The organism is Collinsella aerofaciens (genome assembly GCF_015548375.1).
Lineage (GTDB): Bacteria > Actinomycetota > Coriobacteriia > Coriobacteriales > Coriobacteriaceae > Collinsella > Collinsella aerofaciens_AB.
The window spans coordinates 44,039-69,282 of sequence record NZ_JADMWW010000005.1 but is presented as its reverse complement, the minus strand read 5'-3'; the positions used below and the strand labels follow the sequence as shown (position 1 = coordinate 69,282).

21 protein-coding genes are annotated in these 25,244 nt (G+C 59.3%); 13 read left to right on the top strand and 8 right to left on the bottom strand.

What is annotated here, in order from left to right; genetic code table 11:
- The first annotated feature begins 126 nt into the window (after positions 1-126).
- The 6 genes from I1969_RS03655 (at position 127) to I1969_RS03630 (ending at position 4,948) form a co-directional block, all read left to right on the top strand.
- Positions 127-615, top strand: coding sequence for an S-ribosylhomocysteine lyase (locus tag I1969_RS03655; RefSeq protein ID WP_117798872.1), 489 nt, complete (start codon positions 127-129; stop codon positions 613-615).
- 200 nt (positions 616-815) lie between these two features.
- On the top strand, positions 816-1,019 hold the full coding sequence (locus tag I1969_RS03650; RefSeq protein WP_195232960.1) for a CAT RNA binding domain-containing protein: 204 nt from the start codon (positions 816-818) through the stop codon (positions 1,017-1,019).
- Between the two features lie 17 nt (positions 1,020-1,036).
- Positions 1,037-1,654 carry a PRD domain-containing protein gene (locus I1969_RS03645; protein WP_195232958.1) on the top strand — a complete coding sequence of 206 codons (618 nt, stop codon included), beginning with the start codon at positions 1,037-1,039 and terminating at the stop codon, positions 1,652-1,654.
- 68 nt (positions 1,655-1,722) lie between these two features.
- Positions 1,723-3,093 carry a PTS transporter subunit EIIC gene (locus tag I1969_RS03640; protein ID WP_195232950.1) on the top strand — a complete coding sequence of 457 codons (1,371 nt, stop codon included), beginning with the start codon at positions 1,723-1,725 and terminating at the stop codon, positions 3,091-3,093.
- A 104-nt stretch (positions 3,094-3,197) separates the two neighbouring features.
- Positions 3,198-4,178 (top strand): alpha/beta hydrolase, encoded by a 981-nt coding sequence (locus I1969_RS03635; RefSeq protein ID WP_195232948.1) that lies wholly within the window; start codon positions 3,198-3,200, stop codon positions 4,176-4,178.
- A gap of 125 nt (positions 4,179-4,303) precedes the next feature.
- On the top strand, positions 4,304-4,948 hold the full coding sequence (locus I1969_RS03630; protein WP_195232946.1) for a DUF4867 family protein: 645 nt from the start codon (positions 4,304-4,306) through the stop codon (positions 4,946-4,948).
- 120 nt (positions 4,949-5,068) lie between these two features.
- On the opposite strand, the gene I1969_RS03625 is transcribed toward I1969_RS03630, so the two are convergent.
- Together I1969_RS03625 and I1969_RS03620 are read right to left on the bottom strand one after the other, a co-directional pair.
- Positions 5,069-6,175 carry an ATP-binding protein gene (locus I1969_RS03625; RefSeq protein WP_195232944.1) on the bottom strand — a complete coding sequence of 369 codons (1,107 nt, stop codon included), beginning with the start codon at positions 6,173-6,175 and terminating at the stop codon, positions 5,069-5,071.
- Positions 6,176-6,364: 189 nt separating this feature from the next.
- Positions 6,365-7,531 (bottom strand): IS110 family RNA-guided transposase, encoded by a 1,167-nt coding sequence (locus tag I1969_RS03620; RefSeq protein WP_195232942.1) that lies wholly within the window; start codon positions 7,529-7,531, stop codon positions 6,365-6,367.
- A 670-nt stretch (positions 7,532-8,201) separates the two neighbouring features.
- Between I1969_RS03620 and I1969_RS03615 the strand changes: the two genes are divergently transcribed.
- The 5 genes from I1969_RS03615 to I1969_RS03595 all read left to right on the top strand — a co-directional run bounded on the left by I1969_RS03615 (position 8,202) and on the right by I1969_RS03595 (position 13,897).
- Positions 8,202-9,632, top strand: a complete 1,431-nt coding sequence (locus tag I1969_RS03615) for a 6-phospho-beta-glucosidase (RefSeq protein WP_195232940.1) — start codon at positions 8,202-8,204, stop codon at positions 9,630-9,632.
- A gap of 347 nt (positions 9,633-9,979) precedes the next feature.
- On the top strand, positions 9,980-11,779 hold the full coding sequence (locus tag I1969_RS03610; protein ID WP_195232938.1) for a histidine kinase N-terminal 7TM domain-containing protein: 1,800 nt from the start codon (positions 9,980-9,982) through the stop codon (positions 11,777-11,779).
- Complete coding sequence (locus tag I1969_RS03605) at positions 11,776-11,913, top strand: hypothetical protein (protein ID WP_195232936.1); 138 nt, start codon at positions 11,776-11,778, stop codon at positions 11,911-11,913. The genes I1969_RS03610 and I1969_RS03605 overlap by 4 nt, the downstream gene beginning before the upstream one ends.
- A gap of 23 nt (positions 11,914-11,936) precedes the next feature.
- The gene (locus I1969_RS03600; RefSeq protein WP_195232934.1) at positions 11,937-13,280 is read left to right on the top strand and encodes a sensor histidine kinase; all 1,344 of its coding nucleotides are present in this window, start codon (positions 11,937-11,939) and stop codon (positions 13,278-13,280) included.
- Positions 13,277-13,897, top strand: a complete 621-nt coding sequence (locus I1969_RS03595) for a response regulator transcription factor (protein WP_195232932.1) — start codon at positions 13,277-13,279, stop codon at positions 13,895-13,897. The genes I1969_RS03600 and I1969_RS03595 overlap by 4 nt, the downstream gene beginning before the upstream one ends.
- 109 nt (positions 13,898-14,006) lie before the next feature.
- Here the strand turns inward: I1969_RS03595 and I1969_RS03590 are convergent, their stop codons facing one another.
- From I1969_RS03590 to I1969_RS03565, 6 genes are all read right to left on the bottom strand, one after another.
- A complete protein-coding gene (locus I1969_RS03590; RefSeq protein WP_195232929.1) occupies positions 14,007-14,849 on the bottom strand; it encodes a hypothetical protein in 843 nt (280 codons plus the stop codon).
- A 64-nt stretch (positions 14,850-14,913) separates the two neighbouring features.
- Positions 14,914-16,170 carry an SPFH domain-containing protein gene (locus I1969_RS03585; RefSeq protein WP_229028232.1) on the bottom strand — a complete coding sequence of 419 codons (1,257 nt, stop codon included), beginning with the start codon at positions 16,168-16,170 and terminating at the stop codon, positions 14,914-14,916.
- A 48-nt stretch (positions 16,171-16,218) separates the two neighbouring features.
- Positions 16,219-17,541, bottom strand: a complete 1,323-nt coding sequence (locus I1969_RS03580) for a hypothetical protein (RefSeq protein WP_195232928.1) — start codon at positions 17,539-17,541, stop codon at positions 16,219-16,221.
- Between the two features lie 24 nt (positions 17,542-17,565).
- A complete protein-coding gene (locus I1969_RS03575; RefSeq protein ID WP_195232925.1) occupies positions 17,566-18,303 on the bottom strand; it encodes a DUF4428 domain-containing protein in 738 nt (245 codons plus the stop codon).
- 325 nt (positions 18,304-18,628) lie between these two features.
- Positions 18,629-20,140: a nucleoside hydrolase-like domain-containing protein gene (locus I1969_RS03570; RefSeq protein WP_195232923.1), complete on the bottom strand. Its 1,512-nt coding sequence runs from the start codon at positions 20,138-20,140 to the stop codon at positions 18,629-18,631.
- Positions 20,141-20,404: 264 nt separating this feature from the next.
- Positions 20,405-21,742 carry a prolyl oligopeptidase family serine peptidase gene (locus I1969_RS03565; protein ID WP_195232921.1) on the bottom strand — a complete coding sequence of 446 codons (1,338 nt, stop codon included), beginning with the start codon at positions 21,740-21,742 and terminating at the stop codon, positions 20,405-20,407.
- 490 nt (positions 21,743-22,232) lie between these two features.
- Between I1969_RS03565 and I1969_RS03560 the strand changes: the two genes are divergently transcribed.
- On the top strand, positions 22,233-23,660 hold the full coding sequence (locus tag I1969_RS03560; RefSeq protein WP_195232919.1) for a PTS transporter subunit EIIC: 1,428 nt from the start codon (positions 22,233-22,235) through the stop codon (positions 23,658-23,660).
- A gap of 210 nt (positions 23,661-23,870) precedes the next feature.
- Positions 23,871-25,184, top strand: a complete 1,314-nt coding sequence (locus I1969_RS03555) for an apiosidase-like domain-containing protein (protein WP_195232917.1) — start codon at positions 23,871-23,873, stop codon at positions 25,182-25,184.
- Positions 25,185-25,244: the final 60 nt, after the last annotated feature.

The window sequence follows — 25,244 nt, the reverse complement described above, 5'->3', positions numbered from 1 at the left end:
CGGAAAAGAGCCGCCCTTTCGGACGACTCAAACTGTAATGGGGCTTTTTTGACTGGTATGATTGGTGCGACCATTCCAACCAGCTAAAAGAGCCCCGTCCCAAATTGACTATCGAGAGGATCTGCCATGGAGCGCATTGCGAGCTTTTCTGTCGATCATCTGCTGCTTGAGCCCGGCGTATACGTGAGTCGCATCGACCGCGATCCGGCGACCGGCGCTGCCGTCACCACCTTTGACCTGCGTCTGACCACGCCCAATAAAGAGCCGGTCATGAACACGGCTGAGTGCCACACCATCGAGCACCTGGGTGCGACCTTCCTTCGCAATCATGCCGAGTGGTCGAGCCGTATCGTTTACTTTGGCCCCATGGGCTGCCGCACGGGCTTTTACCTGGTCGTGTTTGGCGAGGTGACGAGCGAGGAGATCCTGCCGCTCGTGCGCGAGCTCTTTGAGTTCGTCGCCGACTTTGAGGGCGATGTCCCCGGTGCCGCTCCCGAGGAGTGCGGCAACTACCTGGACCAGAACCTTCCCATGGCAAACTGGCTCGCGCGCCGCTACCTCGACCGCGACCTGGCCGATATCGACGAGAAGCACCTGCACTACCAGCAGGCGTAAGGATTGCCTTCTGCTTCTAAACCGTTCACATGGAGATATCGACCGTTTGACTGTTTAGTAATGTTTACACGAGGTCATTTACGGTGTTTCGCTTAAACTGGCAACCAGAGTGATATTCAGGCAAGGCTCCTGAAGCAGCATCTGTCGACATTGATTGTCGGATTCTGCTTCGGGAGCCTTGTTTTGTTTAAGGGGGACACATGGAAATCGTTAAACGAATTAACACCAGCGCTGTCCTCTGCATCGACGGAAATGGCAGGCAGCTGGTGGCATTCGGGCGTGGCCTGGGGTTTAAGGACGTTGGCGATGAATTACCGCTCTCGGAGATTCAACGAACGTTCTATAACGCAGTTCCCGCTACATCGCTCTCATTGATGAAGTCTCGGATGAACTTCTCGAGCTGACCTCGGATGTTATTGATATGTCGACAGGACTGCTTCCCTATGAAGTAAGCCCTAATTTGCCGTTTATTCTTGCGGACCATATCGCGTATGCAATTAAGCGCAAGGAGCAAAACATTGTTGTCCATATGCCCTTGTCTTTTGATGTTCGCCAACAATATCCCGTCGAATTCAAAATCGGCGAGTACGCGCTTCGAATAATCAGGAAACGTCTCAATGTTAGGCTTCCCGCTCATGAGACAGTTGGAATTGCCATGGCGTTTATCAATAACATGGCCGATTCGGATTCATGTGAGCTGGCTGAAGAGTTTGGCACGGACGTTTACGATCGCGTTCTCGAAGAATCAACTATTGCTGTTGAAAGACGGCTTGGTATTCAAGTTGATCGGGAGGGCTTCGATTATGCAAGGTTCGCAACCCACCTTCAGTACCTATTCAATAGGTTGAACTCTGGCGAAAGTATCGTAAGCGACAACCGCAAGATGTATCTCTCGCTCAAAGATGAATATCCGGTGGCATCGGCGTGCGCCGATGACATCGCTTCTGTTCTCAGCCGGCTGACGGGCCAAGAACTTATAGACGAAGAAAGACTCTATCTGATGATGCATATCAATCGAATCGCATCGAAAGCTAGGTAATTGGTCGGCGAAGGCGCGCGCTTTGCCGATGGTTACATATAAAACACAACATGGGAGAAATGGTATTTATGGCAGATACAACCAAGCTCGCTGCCGAGATTCTCGAGATGGTGGGCGGTACAGAAAACGTTACATTTGTAGCCCACTGCATGACTCGTTTAAGGTTCAATCTTAAGGACGAAAGCATCGTAGATGATGCAAAAGTCAAGGCAATCGATGGTGTGATCGATATTCGCCATTCAGCAGGGCAATACCAAGTGATTGTGGGGCCCAAGGTCGATAAGGTCTACGAAATCGTTGCAAAGGAAACCGGGGTTGACACCGGGAAGTCCGCGGCAGATGAAGGCGAGACCAAAGGTTTTCTGGGAAAGCTGATGAAGCTGATCAGCGGCATCATGATGCCCGTTCTTCCCGCCTTGATTGCATGCGGAATGATAAACGCCGTCCTTAGTATCCTGACGACGGCAGGTGTCGTTTCCGCTGAGAGCGGAATTTATACCCTGCTGTACGGCATGGGAAACGCCAGCATGTATTTCTTGCCCGTTCTCGTCGGATCGTCTGCGGCCAAATTCTTTGGAATCGATCAATATATCGGTGCGGTGCTCGGTGCAATCCTGCTTTACCCGACTTTTGTTGCCGCAGCTGGAGCTGGTGATGCGCTGGATTTGTTCGGCATGAAGTTCACGATGGTGAGCTATGCCTCGACGGTGTTTCCCGCTATCGTGGCGGCTTGGTTCGCATCCGTTCTTTATAAGTGGCTGCGTGCGGTTCTTCCCGATGCTTTGGCATTTGCACTCGTTCCGTTCCTGACAGTTGCTATTGCTGCCCCCATCTCGCTTCTTGTGGTTGGCCCGGTTATCCAACAGGCGAGCTCCTTGCTTGCGACTGCCGTACTGGCGGTCTATCAGTTCAGCCCCATTCTTTGCGGCGTTATTCTTGGACCGATATTTGGCCTCGTCATGATTCCTCTTGGACTTCATTGGGCCCTCATTGTGATCTCCATCAACAATATTATGACCGTCGGTTCCGACCCTATCCTTGGACTTCTTTGCGGTAGCATGGGTGTCGTCGGCGCTTGCTTGGCGTTTGCTTTCCGCTCGAAGGATCCGAGCGAAAAGAGCCTTGGATTCAGCTGTGCCATTACGAGCCTGTGCGGAATTACAGAACCTGCCCTGTACGGCATAGTTTTGGAGCACAAGAAGATCATCGTCGCTTCCATGATTTCTGGTGCAATTAGCGCTGTTATCCCGGCTATCTTCAATACCCGCACGTTTGTTATGACGTCGAGTGGTATTTTCAGCTTCCCCGGCTACATGAATCCTTCCGGTGATATGAGCAGCCTTATTGGTGCGATCCTTTGCAATGTCGTTGGTTTTATTCTTACCTTCGTCCTCGTCTACATCATGTATCGCCCTGATGCAGACACGTCGGCGGAATAGACAATTATTCGGAATGTAAGCTGCTGAAAACCCCGCGGCAGATTGCATATGGTGGGCTTGCGATTGATCTGCGCGAGCCCACCTCGTTTTTGGAGTGACTGGTTATGACAATTACTGCCGATATGACATTTGGAGAAATCGCACTTCTTCCTGAGTTCGCTGGGTTCGGTGAGCATCTCATGCTTTGCCGACCTTCAACTTGGGAGCGCATGTGGAATAAGCCCATCGCGGCCCATTTGAATTCCGACACTAATCCGTATGAAGTTACTCGTGTTCTGCGCGGGTTGAATCGGATTGTTGAGCTTGCGGATGACGGGAGGCAGGTTGCATACGATATTTGGGATGAAGCCGATTGTATTCGCGATCCGACCCGGCGCAACGCAAAGCTGTTTTTCTTTCCGGGGCGACCGGGGGCGCCATTCGTTATCGCGATTTCGGGTGGGGGCTATCAGAGCGTTTGTCACCAAATGGAAGGTTTTCCCGTTGCTCCCGAGCTCAACGATGCGGGCTATAACGTGTTTGTGTTGTCATACAGGGTGAGGGTCGAGCCGCTGATGCCGCGTCCGATCGATGACCTTAATCGCGCAGTCCGTTTTGTCCTCGAGAATTCAACGCGATTTAATGTGGACAAAAAATATGCGGTTATCGGTTTTTCCGCTGGCGCGCATTTGACCGCCGAGTGGGGGACGGATAACAAGGGGTTTGCATCTTACGGATGCGAGCCGCCAAAAGCTTTGGTTCTGTGTTACGCCCCGATTGACCTTCATGAGTCCGAATGTGCGTCAGACCATAGATTTCTTGATTCGGTGTGCGGTGGAGCTGGGCACGATGCGATTGATGATTTCTGCATTGATCAACATGTGTGGGAACGGTATCCGCCGACATATCTTTGGCAATGCGCCGACGATGATGTCGTATCGCCCGGCAATCTCGGAAAGATGGTTGACGCACTGGATGCGGCTGGGGTGCACCACGAGGAGATTGTGTATCCAGAAGGAGGACATGCGTTAATGAAACCTCATGCGCCGGAAACTGATCACTGGTGCTCGGGTGTCATTGAGTTCCTTAAGGGCTATCTCGGCTAAGTAAAATACACGCCGCCCTTTTGCCCATGTGACTCTGGTGCGTGTTGTTTGCGGTATTGACTCCATCAAAAGACGGCTAATGTTCTAGAATGTTTATATAGTCACATTTACGAACAGGAGCGAACATGCATATCTACTCTGTTACCGATCCCGAGTTCAAGTCCTACGGCCGCGTGTGGGACGACGTACCCTCGAGCCTGGCCGCCCCGCTCGTCGAGGCGCTTTCCGCCACGCCCATCCCCGAGGGTAGCAAGTATGTGGCCTCCGCGCCCGAGCTGGAGCAGGTCGAAGGCGCCGATACGCTCGGTCTGCTCATGTACGGCGGCCGCCCCTTCCAGCTGGGCTGGTGCAACGGCCACAACACGAAGCTCAACTGCCTGGAGTATCACCGCGCCAGCGAGTTCAACCTGGGTGCCCGCGACTTTATCCTGCTGCTGGCCAAGCGCGAGCAGATCGTCGACGGCAAGCTCGACACCGCGCGGGTCAAGGCCTTCCGCGCGCCGGCCGGCACGCTCGTCGAGGTCTACGCCACGACGCTCCACTACACGCCGTGTATGGTCGACGACGACGGCTTCCAAGTGATGGTCGCGCTGCCCGCCGGCACCAACGGCCCGCGCCCCGAGGCCGCAGCCGATATGCCCGCCGCCGGTGATAGCTACTGCTACTGGAAGGCCGACAAGTGGGTCCTCTGCCACGCCGATAGCCCCAAAGCAGCCGAAGGCGGCTACGTAGGCCTCATCGGCAAGAACCTCGACATCACCTGCGACTAGGGTATTGTCTCAATCTGTAACATCTAGCAGGCAAAATCGTCTCTTCCTGTTACAGATCAAGACAAACCGGCCCGAACCACCACAAAGGTGCCTGCCCCCTTTGTGGTGGTTTGTCTGCGGCTACAGCTGACTTCGCAGGTAGTCAGCCATATAGGGAACGGCGAAGCGCACGTACCCGCGGCGGGCCTGTTCGATTACGCCGGCGTCGATAAGGCGCCGGCGATACTTTTGTGCGTAGTCGGGTGTGACCGACATGCGCTCGGCTACATCAGAAATGCGCGACACGGTGTCTTCGTCATCCGCCATTGCGGCAAGAAACGCAACGTCTTGGTCCGAGAGCGCGGCGAGCGTCGTCTCGCACACATCGTTTTCGAAATCGACCTTTGACGCCTCGATGGCTCCGTCGACTAGCTCTCGTGTTGCGCGTTCTCCTGCCTGGCAACGATTGGCGATGTTGTAACCGATGAGCTGCAACATGTAGGGCGAGCCCTGGGTTGCGCGAGCGGCATCTAGTCGAAGATCGCTTGGGATATCAAGGTCGAGTTCTTCGAAAGCCCGCTGGTAATAGGTGTCGACGTCTCCGACTGAAAGCGGTTCGAGTGTGACTTTGCGAGCGCGGTTGAGAAACGTCAGCACGCGGTCATTGAGCGTCGCCGAGACCGCTCCCGGAAGGCCCGCCATAACGAGTGCGACGTTGAGTCTCTCGCCGACGAGTTCTTGATAAGCGGTGACAAGTTGTCTGATCTCGGGCGAATTAGCCTGAAGCTCATCGATGAGGATGAGGATGCCATGTCCTTGCTCGGTTAGTTTGCGCGCCAGTTGCGTGAGCTTGAACTGGAAACTCTTGGTTTCCTGCACATCGTGCGTGAACTCAAGGCCGGCTGAGAAACCGAAGACGCTCAGGCTGCCGCCCGTGAGTTTAGGGAGATGGCGTTTGTTGGCATAGGGCTCGCCCGCCTCTTGGATTTTTTCAACAATGCGCTCGAGCATGTCCTCGGAGGCAACGGTGGGCGTGGCGACGACGAAGCCAAGCTTGCGAGCGCGATCGGCGAGCTCCCACAGGAGAACCGTCTTGCCGCTTCCTCGCTGGCCGAGCATGAGCATGGCGCGGTCTCGATTGCCCGGCTCCTGTTCAAGGCCGGAGATGAATGTTGAAATTACATTTCCTCGCCCAACGAGATAGGATGGGCGATTTCCAAATGAAGGGGAGAAGATGGTTTCAGTCATAAGTCTCCTTTCCTTTTTTTCCTATTTTTTCCTTTTTTTCCTATTCAGTCAAATTGACTACTGGTCGAGGGCGGCTTCAGGGGGGTGTTCCTATAGTTTTGTCAACGGTTTTCTCCGTTGAGCTACCTAGATTCTCTCCATGCTGGCGCCAGCCCATCGGCGCGGCAGCTCTCTTTCATTTTTGCGGGGCTAGGCCGCGTAGGGGGCCTTGTCCCGCATGACCGCGTAGATTACCTTCAGCCTCTTCCTCGCGACCGCCTTCAGCGCCTCGCCGTGGCACATCCCGCGGCCCCTGCACGCGCGGTAGTACTCGCCGAACCTGTTCGCGCTCCTCGTCAGCGAGTTGCATGAGAATATGAGCAGGTTCTTCAGCCTCTTGTTTCCCTGCCTCGACGCCGCCACCGACGCTATCGAGGTCCCGGACCTGCGGTTCCTCGGGGCGATGCCGCAGTACGAGGCCAGGTGGTCGTGGTCGGGAAACGACGATATGTCGATCGCTATCGTCAGCTCCGACGCCGTCCTCGGGCCGATGCCAGGGATCGTCAGCAGGCACGCGTAGGTGTCGTCCGACTCGAGCAGGGACGCGATCTCGGCGTCGAGGCGCGATGCCTCCTCCATCGCCTCCGATATACGCCTTGCAAGCATCTTCACCTGCGGGTTCTCGGCCCTCACCATGACCTCGGGAGGCCTCGTCGATGAGGTTATCGCCGTCCAGGCGTCCGTGCGCGCCGGTCCGCCCGCGCCCCGCATGAGCGCGGAGAACGACGCCCTCCCCGCGTCCGCCACGCCCCAGGCGCCGCCGAGGCGGGCGAGGACACGCAGCCACTTCGGGTCCGAGGGGTCCACCAGGGCCTCGAACGCCGGGCAGGATTCCAAGAGGATGGAGCGCAGCCGGTTCTTGTCCCTCGTGGCGCACGTCACCATGTGGTCGCGCTGCGAGGCGAGCGACCTCGCGGCCTCGAGGCTCCCGTCGCGTTCCGGGACCGGCAGCAGCGCGTCGGGCAGGCCCATGGCGGTCCTGGCGATCACGTGGGCGTCTCGCTCGTCGGTCTTGGCGTCGCCGGCGAACATCCTGGAGGCCTGATGTGCCGCGATGCCGGGCAGGTAGGCGACGTCGAGCCCGGCCCTCCTGGCCCTGGATATGGGCAGGGCGCCGATGTTGCGGACCTGGTCCACGACGACTAGGGTCCCCTCTTCGACCTGCGAGAACAGTCTGTCGAGCTCATGCTCGGAGTTCGCGACGGGGCGGTTGACGGCGACCTCCCCGTCCCGGGTGAGCATGCAGGCCCAGTGGGAGGCCTTCCCGACGTCGAGCCCGAGGACGGCTCTCCTCGCGGGCGCTGCGTTATCGGCCATGGTATCCTCCAATCGTCGGTCGATCGGAAGCCGTTTCCCGCGACACCCACATTACCTGGCTGTGGCCATCTTCCCTGAGGTCCGGCAGTTTCCTATCAGTCGTCTGAAACGGCGACGCCCGCGTCGGCAACACCCCCCGGGCCCTCTACGGGGCAGGGGCAGACGGCCGTACGCGGGCGCCCGATCGGCGGCCCTTTCGGGCTTGCTTGAATCGTATCCGACACCGGGGAAATGCATCAACGGGGTATCGAATAGCTCATTTCTGACTGTAATGGGGCTCATCGAAAAGAACCTCGACATCAACGAAGACCGGGACCTTCTGTCTCGTTCTGTAACATCTAGCAGGCTAAATCGTCTTTTCCTGTTACAGAACGAGACAAACTGCAGGGGGCTGCCCGAAAATCTCGATCTGTAACACCAGGCTCGGTTTTAACGGTCTAACTGTTACAGATTGAGACAAACCGGCGGAGCGGACTATCTCTCGGGTCCAAACCACCACAAAGGTGCCTGTCCTCTTTTTGGTGGTTGGGTATCAGAAAGTGTCAGGCTCGGGCGGCTGCTGGGCGCCTGCGTGCGAAAAGAAGTGTCGACCTGCGTTGTTGTCGTTGGGTGGCGCCCCGTTTACGGGGATACTGAAACCACGACAAGCAGCGTGTGAAAGGATCGATGTATGGCTTTCCGTAAAGACTTCCTGTGGGGCGGCGCGACGGCTGCCAACCAGTGCGAGGGTGCCTACGACGTGGACGGTCGCGGCTTGGCTAACGTGGACGTGGCGCCGCACGGCGCTGAGCGCTACGCGGTGGTCTCCGGCCAGCGTAAGATGCTCGACTTCGAGGATGGCTACTACTATCCCGCGCAGACCGGCATCGATTTCTACCATCACTACAAGGAGGACATCGCCCTCTTCGCCGAGATGGGCTTTAAGACCTTCCGCATGAGCCTGGCATGGACCCGCATCTTCCCCAACGGTGACGAGGCTGAGCCCAACGAGGCCGGCCTGGCTTTCTATGAAGATGTGTTCCGCGAGTGCCAAAAGTACGGCATCGAGCCGCTCGTGACCATCACGCACTTCGACTGCCCGATTCACCTCATCAAGGAATACGGCGGCTGGCGCAACCGCAAGCTCATCGACTTCTACAAGAACCTTGCGACTACGATCTTCACCCGCTACAAGGGCCTGGTGAAGTATTGGCTCACCTTTAACGAGATCAACATGATCCTGCACCTGCCGTTTATGGGTGCCGGCCTGGTTTTTGAGGAGGGCGAGAACAGGGAGGCCGTCGAGTATCTGGCCGCCCACAACGAGCTCGTCGCCAGCGCTTGGGCCACCAAGATCGCCCACGAGATCGACCCCGAGGTCAAGATTGGCTGCATGCTCGCTGCCGGCACCTACTACCCCTACAGCTGTCGCCCGGGCGATGTGCGCCAGGCCCAGCTCGACAACCAGGACAACTACTTCTTCGTCGACGTCCAGAGCCGTGGCTATTACCCGGCCTATGCCGTCAAGAAGCTCGAGCGCTTGGGCATCGATGTGGGCATGACCGACGAGGACCGCGAGATCCTGGCCGACAACACCGTCGACTTCATCAGCTTTAGCTACTACAGCACCCGCTGCTCCGCGGGCGCTGACAATCCCGACGTCGAGAAGACCCAGGGCAACGCCTTCGCCGGTGCCAAGAACCCCTACCTGCAGCAGAGCCAGTGGGGCTGGGCCATCGATCCGCTAGGCTTCCGCATTACCCTCAACGACCTGTACGACCGCTATCAGAAGCCTCTGTTTGTGGTCGAGAACGGTCTGGGCGCCAAGGATGTTGTCGAGGAGGACGGCTCCATCAACGACGACTACCGTATCGATTACCTGCGCCAGCACATCGCCGCGATGCGCGACGCGGTGACCGAGGACGGCGTCGACCTGCTGGGTTACACCACCTGGGGTCCGATCGACCTGGTCTCGGCCGGCACGGGCGAGATGTCCAAGCGCTACGGCTTCATCTACGTGGACCGCGACGACGCCGGCAACGGTACCCTCAAGCGCTCCAAGAAGAAGAGCTTCGACTGGTACAAGAAGGTAATCGCTTCCAACGGCGAAGATCTGGCCTAGGCTTTCCCAGCCACCGTACCTTGGGCCTCATTCGTCGCTTGCGTACCTTAAGTACGCGGCGCTCCCCATTCGACCCAATCTACGGCACCTGGAAAACCCTAGACTCAAATCTTACAGACCTGTCCTAGGCTTTCCCGGCAATCATAGTCTCCTAACCAAAGCGCCCGGCGAGCAGTTTGTGCTCGTCGGGCGCTTTGCCGTCTACGGATTTTGGGACATGCGGCCCGTTTTTTGAGCCTGCCTGTCGGTACACTAAAAGCACTATGGGTACCCGCGAGCGACATATCGGCCATGCGGCCGCCCGATCCGCGCCGGTGGCGGATCCCAGGGGCGGCAGGCTCTTAGCCATGCCGCGATTCCTCGTTGGCATAACGCACCTGGTGTACCGTCGCCGCGCCTTCGTCATTGCCGGCGTCATAACCGCACTGTTTCTTCTGCTTTTGGCGGTCTTGCCGGCGTCATTCGCTTCCGATCCCAAGCTCTCCAACACCGTGCCCATCTATAACGAGGTGTCCAAAGAAGTCGTGGACGGGCTTATCCATTCGAGCTCGATTCCGCTGCTCCTCGCTGCCGTCGCGTTCTCAATCTGGGGTGTGCTGGTCTATCTGCGCTGTCTGGATTACGTCTTGCGCCGGCGCCTCGTTGCCGTTGCCACCATCAGCGCCTTGTGGATGATCGAGGTCATCCTCAAGTACAAGTCGTTCACGCCGTTCTATGCCACCGTGCTGTGGTACCTGTACTACGTGCCCATGACGCTCATTCCGCTCCTCTACCAGCTGTGCGGCCTGCGCCTTGCAGGGTTGGAGCAACATCGTGCGGGTCGCCGCTACCGCACAGCCCTGTGGATCGCGGCCATCCTGCTCATTGGGTTTGTGCTTACCAACGATTTTCACCAACAGGTCTTTCATTTCGATCGCTCGAGTGAAACCTGGAGTAACGATTACACGTACGGCTGGGGCTATTTTGCCGTTCTGATATGGACGGCCTTTAACTTTGTCGCCTTTTTCATTTTGGTGGGTCGGTCATCGTCCTTCCGTATCCGACGTTTTTCGGGCACGGCGGCACTCGTGCTGCTGGGCGGCGCGTTCTTTGCCATTTCGTACGCCCTGCGCGTGCCTTGGGCATGGAAGCTCAACTTTTCGCTCGTCTATTGCGTGCTGTGCGTGGTGACGCTCGAGATTTGCCTCGATTGCGGCGTCATTCCGTCGTACCACGGCATTGCCAACATTTTCGCCACCCTGCCGCTCGATCTTAAAGTTATAACGCGCGACCTGCAGGAAGTCTATGCCACGCCGGTATCAAAGCCGATTCCGGCGGGTGTGCGCGAAGAGCTGCGCGCTCAGGAGCACGGGCATGCCCACGCCTTTACCGTGGCGTCCGATCCCGATGTGATGTACCGCGCCTTCCCACTGCTAGGCGGATCGGCATTGCTCGCCCAAGACGTATCGGAGCTCAACGAGCTCAATCGCGAGCTGGCGTACCGGCGCATGGAATTGCAGCGCCAAAACGAGCTACTTACGACCGACTACGATCTTAAGACGCATCTTGCCGACCAGGAGGCCGAGGCCTTGCTGGTCAAAGATGTCGACCAGGCGCTTGCCCGCGCGCTCGATGAGATGTATGGGCTGCTGGGCTCGCTGCCGCCGTTAACCGATGAGGCATCCTCGCATGAGCGCTATCGCATGCTGCAATGTGCCAAGATGCTCGTCGCCTATTGCAAACGCAAGGGCTCGCTCACGTTGGCGCAGCATGGGGAAAGCGGATTTGACCGCGATCGCATCCAACTCATTGCCAACGAGCTGGCAAGTGACTTGCGCACCATCGATGTCGACTGCGCTTCGATCATCGCCATACAGCGTCCGATGCATGCCAGTACGGTAAGCGCGCTGTACGACTGCGTGTATGACTTTGCGTTTTTCGCCTACACCACCGATCATCCGGCACTCATGTACCATCTGAGCGAACACGATTCGTGCAGCGTGGAGCTGCGTGCCACACTCTTTTCCAACGACGAGGAAGACTTGTCGCAGACGCCCGCCGCGCACGAGCTCGAGGTTGCACTGCAGGGGCGTAACGTGGCGTATCGTCTTGAGGGCGAGGCCGGTCAGCTGCGTATGATCGTGCTGATGCCGCGGGCGGGTGAGTGATGATGCAGATGCCGCTTATCCTTCCCCAGATCGTTGCGCTCGATGTGCTCTTTGCCTTGGTGGCATGCCTGCAGACCATCCATGTTCCGCTCATCGCATCGCATCGCGTCGTTCGTCTTACAACCGCAAAGTGATTTGCGTCTATGAGTCGAGCCTTGTGCTGCACTTGATTATCTCGGCCGTCATCTTGTTCGCGTCGAGCGGGTCGTATCTGGTGGCGCCGCTCTATGTCGTCGCCGAGGCGGCGGGCGCGCTGCTATGGCTCAACGCCGCGATTGCCGCCTATGGCGTAGTCCTTATGGTGCATTATCGTCGTCCCGTCATGATGGTTGAGCTGCTGCTTGTTGCCGCCGCGACGCCGCCGGTTGTTTACGTCATGGGTTCGGCGTGGCCCGCAGTCCTTATCGCGGAGGGCGCGTTCTTCCTGTTCCGCTCCGTCGCGGCGCTTTTGATGGACGTGCGCAACCGCCAGGAGGACATCACGGCGTTTTCGACGATCGAGACTATTAACGTGATCCCCGTCGGCATTCTGTATCTGGATTCGAAGGGCCGCCCTCTGCTCATGAATCGCTGCATGCGCAGGAACCTTGTGGAGCTTCACATGCCCACCGACCTGCACGACATGAGCGATGCGTGGGGCGGTCTTCGAAAACTCAGTGCGCAGATGCCCGAGAGCAGCAAAAACCGCGTTCGAATCGACCTGGACCGCTTTGGGGAGGCACGTGCGGTGGTCGAGGTTTCCCCCTCCGAGATTCGTCTGTTCGCGTGCGATGAGGTTATGGTTTCGGGCCGCCCCTTTGAGCGCATTATCGGCTTGGACGTGACGGAGTACGCACATGCCCACGACCGTCTGGCGCAGGCCAACCACCTGCTCGAGCTTGCGGGCCAAGAGCTCCAGGCCCAGATCGAAGAAGTCAAAAAGGTTGCCGACAATGCGGCCTACCTGCGTATGCGCGCCCGCGTACACGACGTGATCGGGCAGCGCCTGTCCATTCTCCATCGATACTTGGAGGAGGGGCGTCTGGATGACAAGTCGCTCGAGCAGATTGACCCGCTGCTGCGCTCGATTGCCGCCGACCTGCGTAGCGGTGGCGACAGCGAGCCGGCGGAGCAGCTCGGCGATATCGTTCATGCCTTTGGCCTGGTGAGCGTGCAGATCGATGTGGATGGATCGCTTCCGGACGATGCACACGTCGCTGCCGCCTTTTTGCAGATTATCCGCGAGGCGTCGACCAATGCCACCAAGCATGCGCAGGCTCACCAAGTCCAAGTGCGCCTGTGGCAGGAGGGGTCGGATGGCGGTGCCATTGCCCACATGACGGTATCAAACGACGGCGCGCCTGCACCCGTATCGTATCGCGAGGGAACGGGTATCCCAGGTATGAGGCATGTCGCGCAAGATCTGGGCGGCTGTCTGGAAATCCATGCCGCCCCGCCCTTTACGCTTGCGGTGTCCATCCCGCTCAACGCCAGCGCCACAGCTCAAAGGAGAAGCTCATGATCCGCGTCCTTATAGTCGAAGACCAGGCCATCCTGCGCGAGAGCCTGGCGCGTTCCGTTGGCGACCAGCCCGATATGACCGTTGTTTCCGCCATTGCCGATGCTTCCGAGGCCTTGGGTGTCGCGCTCAAGGAGCGCCCGGACATGATACTGATGGACGTATGCACCGAGCATGATTCCAACGGCATCGTGGCGGCGGCGCGCATTAAAGAACAACTGCCCGAGTGCCGCGTCATTATCATGACGGGTATGCCCGAAATCACCTTTGTGGACCAGGCGCGCGAGGCGGGCGTCGACAGCTTTGTGTACAAGAACGTCGGTATCGACGAGCTATTCGCCGTGATGCGCTCCACGCTGGCGGGTTACTGCACGTTTCCCAAGCCGCCCGAGAGCATCTTCTCGGGCACGGCGGCCCTCGACGATGTCGAGCTGTCGATCTTGCGCCTTGCCTGCGAGGGCAAAAGCCGCCGCGAGATCGCGGCCGAGCTGTTTATGAGCGAGGGCACCATCAAGCGCCGCATCTCGGAGATTCTCAACAAGACCGGCTACGACAACATCATGCGCCTGGCCGTGCACGCGGTAACGGAGGGCAGCATTGTTCCCAACATGGAGCGCTAACGCTCGGTACGCATCGGCATAAAAGCGACGGGGCCGCAGGATTAACTCCTGCGGCCCCGTCTGGTGTGCGCGGATGTGTCCGCCAATCCGCGGCTGATGTTACATGCCGTTACGCGATGGTTGCGCTGTAGGAGGCGACGTCCTCGTAGGAATCGGTCAGGTAGGCGTCGATGCCAATGGTCGTGTTGACCAGGTCGTCGAGGCTATCGAGCTCGCCGCTCGAGAACGTGAATTCCTCGGTGGCGTTGGTGCCGGGCATCAGGTGAGCCGAGAACCAGGGTTCCTTCATGGTGCCGTTGACGTTGGTCTTACCGCTGGGAGCGTAGAAGGTCAGGTCCTTGTCGCTCTTGTTGGTGATGTTGACGACAAAGCCGATGTCGCCCCAGTCGTCCTTGAACTTCTCGGTGACGGTGATGGTGCACAGATCGTCATCGGCGACGGTGACGGCGGGGGAGATTTCGGCGCGCTGGACGTCGTCGTCTTCGACGGCCTCATCGATCTCCTCTTCCTTTTCGGCAGCCTCGCGATCCTTCTTCACCGTGCCGGACAGATCCTTGTCGGACTTGGTAAAGACGAGGTTGCCGTCATCCTCTTCGAGGATGAGTTTGCCGTCCTTGAGCTTCATGTCGTGCGACTCATCTTCGGCGGTGATCGTTACGGTGGTGGCGTCCTTTGCCTCCCATTTAAGGTCGACAACCTCAAGGAACAGGTCGAGGGCGCCTGTACCGTCCTCATCGAGAATCAGGACGCAGTGGACACCCCAATCCTCGAGCATCTTCATGTACTCATCGGTCAGCTCTTCGCCATCCACGGTTCCACCCGAGAGCTCCCAGCTGCCGACGAAGTCGGCCTTGGGGTCTTTGGCGCCGCCGCTGCAGCCCGTCAGGGCAAAGGCGAGCGCCAGGACGCATGTCAGGAATGCGAGCACGGACTTTTTGAACGTTGTCTTCATGGTGTCCCCCTTAATCGAACGAAACCCATAGAAGCAGGAGCGGGGGCGGCGGATCCCCCGCCAATTACCAGATAGAGGGGCTAGGGCCTGGGCGTTCCGCAGTTGCTGCAGAACTTGCCGCCGTTTTCGCTACCGCAGTTGGGGCAGAACCACTTGGCCGGTGCCGGGGCAGGCGCGGGGCTGCCGCACTCGGGGCAGAACTTGCCGGTGTTGGTGGCGCCGCAGCTGCAGGTCCACGTGCCGGCCGCAGGCGCGGCGGCGGGAGCCGGTGCGGGGGCGGGGGCCGGAGCCGGTTGCGGGGCGGCCTGCTGCTGCGCCTGGCGGCAGCGAACAGCTGGCTGGCGTTCATGCCGCCCATGCCGCCTGCCATGCCCATGCCCATAAAGCCGGCCATCGCGCCGTTGGGGTTGGCTGCTGCCGCACGCATCGCGTCGCTCTGGGCGCTGGCGATATTGGCGGCCGCCATCGTGGGATCGCGCATGACCGCGGCCTTCTGCAGGTCCTTGATCATCTGCTCGTCTTCTTGCGAGGCGGCGATTGAGTTGACGCCAAAGCTCACGATCTCGACGCCGCGCAGGTCACGCCAGTCGGCGGAGAGGACCTCGTTGAGCGCGCGGGCGAGCTCGGTGGTGTGGCCGGGGATGGCGCTGTAGCGGATGCCCATCTCCGAGATCTTGGCAAAGGCGGGCTGCAGGGCGGTGAGCAGCTCGGACTTAAGCTGGCTGTCGATCTTGTCGCGCGTGTAGCTATCGGTCACGTTGCCGCATACATTGGTGTAGAACAGCAGCGGGTTGGTGATGCGGTACGAATACTCGCCGTTGCAGCGCACGGAGATGTCGACGTCCAGGCCAATGTTGTTGTCGACCACGCGGAAGGGCACGGGCGAGGCGGTGCCGTACTTATTGCCGATAATCTCCTTGGTGTTAATGAAGTAGACGCGCTGGTTCTTGCCCGCGTCGCCGCCGAAGGTAAAGCGGCTGCCGATATTGGCGAAGGTCTCCTTGATGGAGTCGCCCAGGTTGCCGCTAAAGACGCTTGGCTCGCTGCCGGTATCGAAGACGAACTCGCCGGGCTCCAGTGCGACTTCGATGATCTTGCCGTTTTGCACCACGAGCATGCCCTGGCCGTCGTTGACGGCGATGACGGAGCCGTTGGAGATGACGTTGTCCTCGCCGTGTGTGTTGGAGCTGCGGCCGCCGGTTCGTTTGACGCCCTTGCAGGCCAAGACGTCAGCAGGCATCGATTCGCAGTAGATATATTCCTTCCACTGGTCGGCCATGACGCCGCCGGCAGCTCCCAATCCAGCTTTCAAGAGTCCCATGGTGATCTTCCTTTCTCGTCAAAGTCCGGGTGGTATTGGTTGGATTGCTTAGTCGTCCTTGTCGTCCTTCATGACAACGGTGGTCTCGGTGTGGCTGAAGGTGTCGTGCTTCTCGACCAGGTCGAGCTCACCGCAGTACTCATCGGCGTGGGTCGCCTCGTTGGCCGTCTTGAGCTGGCCTACCAGCAGCACGTCTGCGATGACCACGATGATCAACGGCGCGACGATGTTGATGAGGATGCCCTCGACATCAAAGGTGAGGTAATCCGGATCGAAGGCATTCCCACCCATAAAGAGAATCTGGGAGAGGACAAACCCGATCACAAAGAACAGCACCGAGGCGATGACGAGCTTGGGCTTGGAGCAGGGGAGCTCGCCGACCATGCGGCCGGTCTGGCCGTTCATGGCAAACAGGTAACTCTTGCCGTTCCACGAAGTGGAAAGCATCCACACGGGGAACAGGGCGTAGTCGCTGTCTTCCCAGGTGTAGTCGAGCTGCTTGCTTTCGACCGTGGCATCGTCATATTCGTCGACAACAGTCTCGCGCAGGGCCGAGATCGTGCTCTCCTCCATGCGGCGCTCGGCACGTGCCTTGCAGGTCTCGCAATCTTCGTCGTAGCGGTTGGCGATGTAGCCGGGCATATACGCGACCGAAAACGGGCACAGCGCGTCGTAGTCAAACGGCTCGATGGCGTCCATATGGCCGTCGGGCATCTTGGACGATCCGTCGACGGGCACGCGCTCAAACGAGATATTGCCCTTACGGTAGGCGTCGTAGTGGTCGGTGGTCGTGACGGTGCGGTCGGATTCCTCGGTTACAGTCTCGTTGGTCGCATCGAAGTGCACTTCGCCGTCCACGTGGGCACCGTAGAGCCAAAACGGCACGTAGACACCTTGGACTTCGTCGATGTGGTTGCCGGTGACAAAGCTCTTGGGCAGCAGGATCTTGCCCTTGTAGTGGTCTTTGAGCGCGGCCATGACATCGTCGCGCCCGAGCTTAAACGGAATCACCAGGTCGGGTGAGAAGTCGCCCGAGAGCTGGCCGGGTGCCACGGCGGAGTTGCCGCAGTATGGGCAGGTGGTAACGGCGACAGTGCCGTCCGAGACCAGCTCGGCACCGCACGATGAGCAGATGTAGCCGGCGTTTTGAGCCAGCTCCTGCACGGCATCGTCGACAGCAGGCTTGGGGGCCGCGGCTGCGGCATCGGCTTTGGCATCTGCCTTGTCCTGGCGCTCGCGATAGAGGGCCTCGACTTCTTCGACTTCAAAACGCGAATCGCAGTAGTCGCAGACGAGCTTTTGCTCGGCACTGGCAAAGTGAAGGGGACCGCCACACGCGGGGCACTGATAGTTGACGCTCTCAAAGGCCATGATCGGTCCTTTCCGTGCCGGAGGCTATGCGCCGATGGCGCCGCCGCAGTATTCGCAGCGCCCACTGGCATCGGGAATGGTGGTTGCACCGCAGAAGGGGCAGGTGACCGCGGTCTTGGGGGCCTTGGCGGCCACGACGCTGTCGCGCGTTTCCTGGCGCAGCTGTACCAGCGCGTCGCGAACTTCGGTTGCCTGGCGCTTGGCCTCGCGGTATTCGATGGAACCGCGCTGACCGATGGTGGAGTCGTTCACGCGCAGGTTGATCTCGGTAAAGTACGGCGTGTTGACGTGGATGGTCAGATTAAAATCGTAATCCAGGTCGTAGCGCGGCGGGTTGTAGCTCTCACGCTCGCCGTCCTTGGTCTCGCGATAGATCTCGGTGCGATGCTCGTCGATATCCATATCGCAGCCGAGTACCTGTGAGAACTCGATGATGTCGGGATTGGCGTCGCGCCAGCGGCTCTGCGAAGTGATGATTAGCAGGCCCGCGTCCTCATCGAGCATGATGTTGGTGCGCCCGGCAGAGAGCGTGCGCGTGGGGTTGAACGAGGCCAGGCGCTCGGCGTTGGCCTCGCGGTAGGCGAGTTGCTCGCGGATATCGTCCGCGGTGCTGGAGCGATAGCCGTGGAAGTAGGGGGAGAGCTTGCCGGCGCACTCTTTGCACAGGTAGCCTTCGCTGATCTTGGTCTTTCCCAAGAGTCCCAGCTCGGTACCGCAAATCGCGCACTCTTTCTTCTCGAACATCTTGTCAAAGAAGCCCATGGTTGCCTCCCATCAACAGGTAGCGTGTGTCACTTTTGATGATGGGGGAGTGCGCGATCTTTCACGATACCCAGATGGCTCAACGAGTCTCTACAACTGGGACACATGGCCCATTTTTCATCCCCAAATAACTTGCGGTGAAATAGTTCCTAAATGTGGGCCATAGAAGGCCAAACAGGAACTATTCCACCGCAACTTCTGGGTAGTCATCGGGGACGTTCTTAAACGACTAGTCGTTGGGGGCAGTCTTCGGCCACTCATTGGGGACGTACTTAAATGAGTGGCGGTTGGGGACACTCCATGCCGAATGTGGGCGCCGTCCTTGCTATGCCACGGTCACGGCAACTTGGGCGTAGCGGCTGCAGGGGCGCTCGGCGCGCGTCTGCACGGTAAGGGTGAGCACGAAGCGGTCGCCGGGCTGCGCGTCGGCGGGTACGATAAAAGCGGTGCTCACCGCGCATTCCTGCCACAGCGACAGATCTTGAGCGCCTGCATAGCGCGACGGTCCCATGGTGACATTCCAATGAGCATCGAAGCCCCTGCCATCGGGGTCGACGATGGTCGCTGCAAGGTCAACGCGCTCACCGGCTGCGGCGCTCATGTCGCCCGTGACCTCGGCAACATATGCCGGATGCGAGCAGGCCGCGGGCTCGTGGGCGCACCACTGCGCGCGGGCGGCGAAGTCTTCCTGATAGGCGCGCAGATAGGGATTAGGATTGCCATCGACGGGCGTGCCTATGGCTGCAAAGCCGGCAGGTGCGTCCGAGTCGGGATGCCCGTCGAGGAACATGCGGCCGAGCAACGTGTCAAAGTCGCGGTTATCGATGCCGCGCAGGCCAAACGGCAGCAGCGGGATATAGGTCATTGAGTCGCCTTCGGCCATAAAGTCGCCGCGCTCAAACTGCATCGCAGGCATGCCCTCCAGGCCCCAGTCCAAGCGCGCATGCTTGCCAAACTGAAAGCGCTCGGGCTCGTTTTCGTAGACCTTGCCATCACCATAGAGCATATAGCGCGCCATGAGGGGACCGTTGTCCTGCGTGAGACTCTGCTCGGGCCAGGGAGCCTGGAACAGCGGCAGCGTATCGGGCTGAGCCATCTTGGCGTCAACGTAGCCGCCATACATATAGGGCACACACCAAAAGATGAGATCGGGGAAGAGTTCATGCCCATGGTCGAGCCAAGAATTGTCCTGCCCCACGCCATCGGCGACGCCCATCACGCGCACCTTCTGATAGACACGCTGCTGCACGAAAGGCCATTCGGGCGTATCACGATAGCGCTCAGCAATGCTCATGAGCGCACGAACAATGGTATTCATGCCGCCCCAGCTGAGCAGCCACAGCGTGCGCGGATCATCATCCAAAATCGCCTGAGCAATTGCGCGCGAGCCCTCAGTCTCCTCACGCACATCGCCCTCAAAAGCAACATTGCCCACAAACGTACGCTCAATCATCTGAGCAGGCGAGGGAAACGGAGACTCGCCGGCAGCGGCCGCATTAGCCTGCAGCTGAGGCCAGGCCTGGGCATACTCATTGCTCCAGAGGCTCTCGATCCAATGCTCAGGAAACGGTCGATACTCACGAAGCTCCCCAGCAAGCGGATCAGGCTCATGAGGCACCACATCCCACTCATAGGAACGGTGACCCTTGGTACGCCAATGCGGATTCACCTCGCCGAGCGTATGGACGCCATCCCCAAGAAAGTGATACTGCGAAGCCGTATACACCACAGCCTGCACATCGAGCAAGTTGAGATACAGAGCCAAATGAACGAGCGAGTTCATATCATCGACTTCCATATCAGTAGTAACAATCACCCGAGTTAAATCGCGAGTCATAAGAAAGCTCCAACCAAAATCATTTCAGCCAGTTACGCGCAAGGCAAGACGGGACCCACGCCCCCATCGCCCGCGACCCGGCGGCCCGCCGGAAGCGCTCACCCAGGGTCAACAGCAACGGAAACGCAGCGGGGCCGAGGGCTTACCTCTGAAAATATTCCGCAGGGGGCGGCCCGGTTGCACAGCGCGAAGCGCGTGGTGCAACCGGGCCGCATGCCCGAGGACATTTTCAGAGGTAAGCCCTCGGCCCCGTGATGGGATAGATTACCTGTCGACCCTGGCCGACCACTCCCAGCAGCCCACCGGCTCGCCGTCGATGAGTACGTTGCCCCCGTCGAAGTCTTGATAACACAGGTCGTTGAATTGATGGATCCACACGCCGTGGTTGAACGTCTTCTTGGGCGAGCCGTCGGCCTCGCGGTAGCGCCCGGTCAGGTCCTCGACATGGCTAAAGTAGGTGAGATGCACGTTGGCGCCGGCAGCGCGCAGGCGAGCCGTGAGCGGCAGCACGGTCTCCTGCGGTATCACGAGCTCATCGCCCTTGGAGTGCGTAAACCACAGCGGTGTCTTGGCAAGGGCAGCAACGTCCTCGTCCGTGGCGTTGTACCACGGCGCGCAGCAGGGAAGGCCCGCGGCGAAGAACTCGGGGTAGTCGGCGCACAGGCGCAGCGTCATAAAGCCGCCGTTGGAAAGGCCAGCGACCACGATGCGGTCGGTGTCGATGCGGTCGGCATGCTCGGCGACAAACTCGTCGATGAGCGCCTTAATGACGGGGGAGTAGATGCTCTGGTTGGAGTGGCCGAGCTGCTCAGTGCCGTTGTCCATCCAAAACGTGGGCGACTGCGGCACGAGAACCCAGGCAAAGCCGCCAAAGTAGCGTTGGATCTGCGCCTGGCTGATGGCCGTCACGCGGTTGCCGATATAAGCGCGCGTGGCGCCCTCGCCTTGCGTAGCGCCCTTGCCCTCGCCAGCGCCGTGCAGGTACACCACGAGCGGGGCCTTCTGGGGCACGACTGTCGTTTCGGGCGCGAAGGGGTTGAAGCAGGCGGAGTCCTCGGCCTTAAAGCTGGGCTCAAAGAAGCCGTACTCGAGCGCGATGCCGTTGACGGCGGTCTTTTGCGTGGCATTGCTCCAGCCCTTGAGCGCGGGACAGATGTCGCCGCGGCAGGTGTCAAAGACCAGGCCGCAGGTTGGATCGTCACCGTCATTGCCGGGAAGGGCCGCGAGCTGCGTGATGCGCAGCTGGTCGTCGAGCAAGCGCGAGCCCATCACGCTGCCCTCGATCTTCTTGGTCAGGCGCTGCTCGGCGATCTCGAGCGCCACATGGGTGCCAAAGGCGAGCTTGCGTCCGCACTCATCGCACGGATAGGCGGCGAGGACGTCGACATAGCCTACGGAAGGTGCGGCGTGGTCGGCGCCGCGCTCTTTGCGCATCAGGATCTCGCCCGTGCGTTCATGGCGCTCTACATATATATGGAAGGTGCGCGCATCGATATCGTTGGCGCGAACGGTGCACGGCAGGTCGAGCACGACTTTGCTGATCCAGGGGCCAAAGTCTCCCAGCGTGGTGACGGTTGCGTAGGTGCACGATTTGAGTTCCATGAGCTGCCTCCTCTGCGCCGCGAGTGGTAAACATCAGCGGCAATACAACTTAAACATGTTTAGTTTAATGCAGAGCTACAGAACAGGCAGATGAACTCGGTAAACGGTCAAAATGAACACTCAACAAATTACTAAACATTCGTTTATCACCATTTAGCAGGGCTTTTGTTGATGGGTCAACAAAGAATAGAGGTGTTTACCAAATTAAAAGACCACGTAAATAGGCATTTAGCAGCAGAGCGTCAAATAGACAATCCCTTACCGTTCAAGTACGTTCACCCCCGATTTCCTACCGTTCACCGGACTACAGACGGCAAAATTGCCACAAATTAGACGTTCCGTGTAAACTAAAGCCCGTAAACGTTCAGTAAACGCATTGTTTACGACAGCGTATCCAAGGGTTCGGTGGCCGTAAGGGGTTATAGTCGCCGAGCCAAAGGCGTGCCTACGCCCAAACGAGTAGGCACACGATGATATGGGGAGGGGTCCCATGGCAGTAGATAACAAGCAGATTGCCACCGATGTCCTCGAGCTCGTGGGCGGTGCGGAGAATGTTTCCGTCGCCACCAACTGCATGACGCGTCTGCGTCTGACGCTCAAGGACAACAACAAGGCCGACGTGGAGAAGATCAAGAAGGTCAAGGGTGTTCTGGGTTGCCAGTTCGCCGGCAGCCAGCTCCAGGTCATCATCGGCCAGAACGTGCCCAAGGTGCTCGCCGAGTTCGTCGCCATGTCCGGCGTCAAGCAGGGTGCCGCGGTCGACGAGAACCTCGATGCTCCCAAGGAGAAGTTCGAGCTCAAGAACCTGCCGAACATCATCCTCGACTATCTGTCGGGCTCCATGACCCAGCTGATCCCGCTGCTCATGGCCGGCGGTCTGTTCCGCACCATCGCTGCGGTCCTCGGTCCCACCATGCTCGGCGTTCTCTCTGACACCGATCCGACCTACACGTTCCTCTACACCACCCTGTACGAGGCCACGTTCACCTTTATCCCCATCTACCTGGGCTATGCCGCCGCTAAGAAGCTCGGCGCCTCCCCGGTTCTGGGCATGCTCCTCGGCGGCGCCCTCATGGCCCCGTCCGTCGTGAGTGTCGCGACCCAGGATGGCGGCGGAATCATCTCCGTCTACGGCATTCAGATCGCCGCTGCCAACTATCAGCAGTCCGTCCTGCCGATTATCCTTTCGGTGCCTGTCCTCTACTTCGTCGAGAAGTTCTTTAAGAAGGTCATGCCCGACGTGCTCTCCACGGTCTTCACGCCGTTCTGCACCATGATCGTTACCATCCCCATCGCCTTCATCGTCCTCGCCCCGCTCGGCAACGAGATCGGCAGCCTCATCGCTAACGCCCTCTTCGGTCTCGCTGACATGGGTGGCATCGGTATCCTGCTCGTCATGGCCGTCCTCGGCGCCTTCTGGCAGCTCTTCGTGGTCTGCGGTATGCACATGCCCGTCATCCTGCTCGCTCAGGTTCAGATCATCGCTGCCGGCTACGATCCCTTCGTCTTCGTTTCCACCAACTGCGCTATGGCCGCCGTCTGGGGCTGCGCCTTCGGTGCCTTCCTCAAGATGAAGAACCCCGACGAGAAGGGTCTTGCTCTGGGTTACGTCATCTCCGCCATCGCCGGCGGCGTCACCGAGCCCGCGCTCTTCGGTATCCTTATGCGCTTCCGTCGCACCATGCTTGGTATGTTCATCGGCGGTGCTATCGGCGCCGTGTTCTCCGGCCTCATGGGTGTTACCTACTACCTGGCCGGCGGTGCCTCCAACTTCCTGGTCTTCACCAACTACCTGCAGGGTGGCCAGATGAACACCGTCTGGGCTATCGTCGGTATGGCAATCTCCTTTGTCATCGCCGCTGCCGTCGTCTTTGCCACTGGCTTCTCCAAGGAGGAGCTCGCCGAGATGGAGGCCTAAGGCCAAACCATTCGGACGCATATGACCTTACCTACACGACAGGGCCCCGTCAGGCGTAAGCCCGGCGGGGCCCTTCTTACAAGGTAGACTGATTGGGGGCGCGCGGCGCTTACTCGCCGGGGCTTGCTAAGCGCCAGGGGCTTTCGCGCGGGGTTACCGCGAAAGAATCTGCCGGTTCGCAACTCCTTTATCAAACGAAAGGGCATGCAGATGAGTTTGGGAAAGCTGACCGTTAACGGTCGTCAGGACGGCTTTTTGTGCGAGGCCAAACCGTTCTTTTGGTTTGCCGATACGTGCTGGAGCGCGTTTACGAGCATTACCGAGGCCGATTGGGACTACTATCTGACCCGTCGCGCCGAGCAGGGCATGAACGTGCTGCAGATCAACACGCTGCCGCAGTGGGATCGCTGCTGCCCCGATTTGGGTATTTGGCCCTATGCCAGCGAGGACGGCGTACATTTTGATTGGTCCCATCCCAACCAAGTGTACTGGGACCGCGCTGCTGCCATGTGCCGCGCTGCCGTCGAACACGGCATTCGTCCGGCGCTCGTGCTTATGTGGTGCAACTACGTGCCCGGTACCTGGGGCGCCAAGATTGCTGAGCGTTGCGGTGCCGAGGTTATGCCGCGCGAGGAGGTCCGCGCCCACGTTGCCCGCGTCGTCGAGAACCTGGGCGAGTTCGACCCCGTCTATGTGGTGACGGGCGATACCGACTTTACCAGCGACGAGGCGATCGCCTATTACGAGGATGCCCTCGACGAAGTTGTCCAGCGCGCGCCCGAAGCGTTGCGCACCATGCATATCAACCGCGGCAACCGCACCATTCCGTTGCAGTACCTGGACCGCCTGGACTTCTACATGTTCCAGCCCGGCCACAACTACGAGGGCCAGCCCGAGGCCTGGCGCCTGCCGCAGGACTTTATCGCCAACTATCCCAAAAAGCCGATGGTCAACTCCGAGCCCTGTTACGAGCAGATGGGCGCCTCGCGCAACGTGTACTGGCGGTTCACCGCGCAGGACTGCCGCGCGAGCGTGTGGTCGTCGATCCTCGCCGGCGCCAGTGCAGGTGTGACCTATGGCGCGCACGGCGTTTGGAACTGGCAGACCAGCAAGAGCCAGGGCTCGGTGCTGGGCGAGGGCTTCGATATGCCGTTCCGCTGGCAGGAGTGCCTGCAGTTTGCGGGCGTTTGGGACTTTGGCGCGATCGAGCATGTGCTTGCCGGCCTGGGCGCTACGGCTGGCGATGACGCACTTGCCGTGGTTCCGGCGCAGGAGCTGCTCGATGACGCGCGCGAGGCCATTCGTGTGGCGCGCGTTGGCGATCGCGTCGTCACGTACCTGCCGCGTACCACGGCGCTCAAGTTTAAGCTCGACGGTGCGCGCGACTGGACGGCGACGGTCCTCGACATGGAGGACAAGCGCATCGCCAAGCTGCCCGTCCGCGACAACGGTGACGGCACCGTGCGCGTGGCTCAGCATCCTTTTGAGCACGACGCCCTGGTGATCCTGACGCCCGAGCACTAACACCCGAGCTCCAACACTTCCGATCCCTCCATCCCCTTCTCCATCGCACGCAACCCAGTC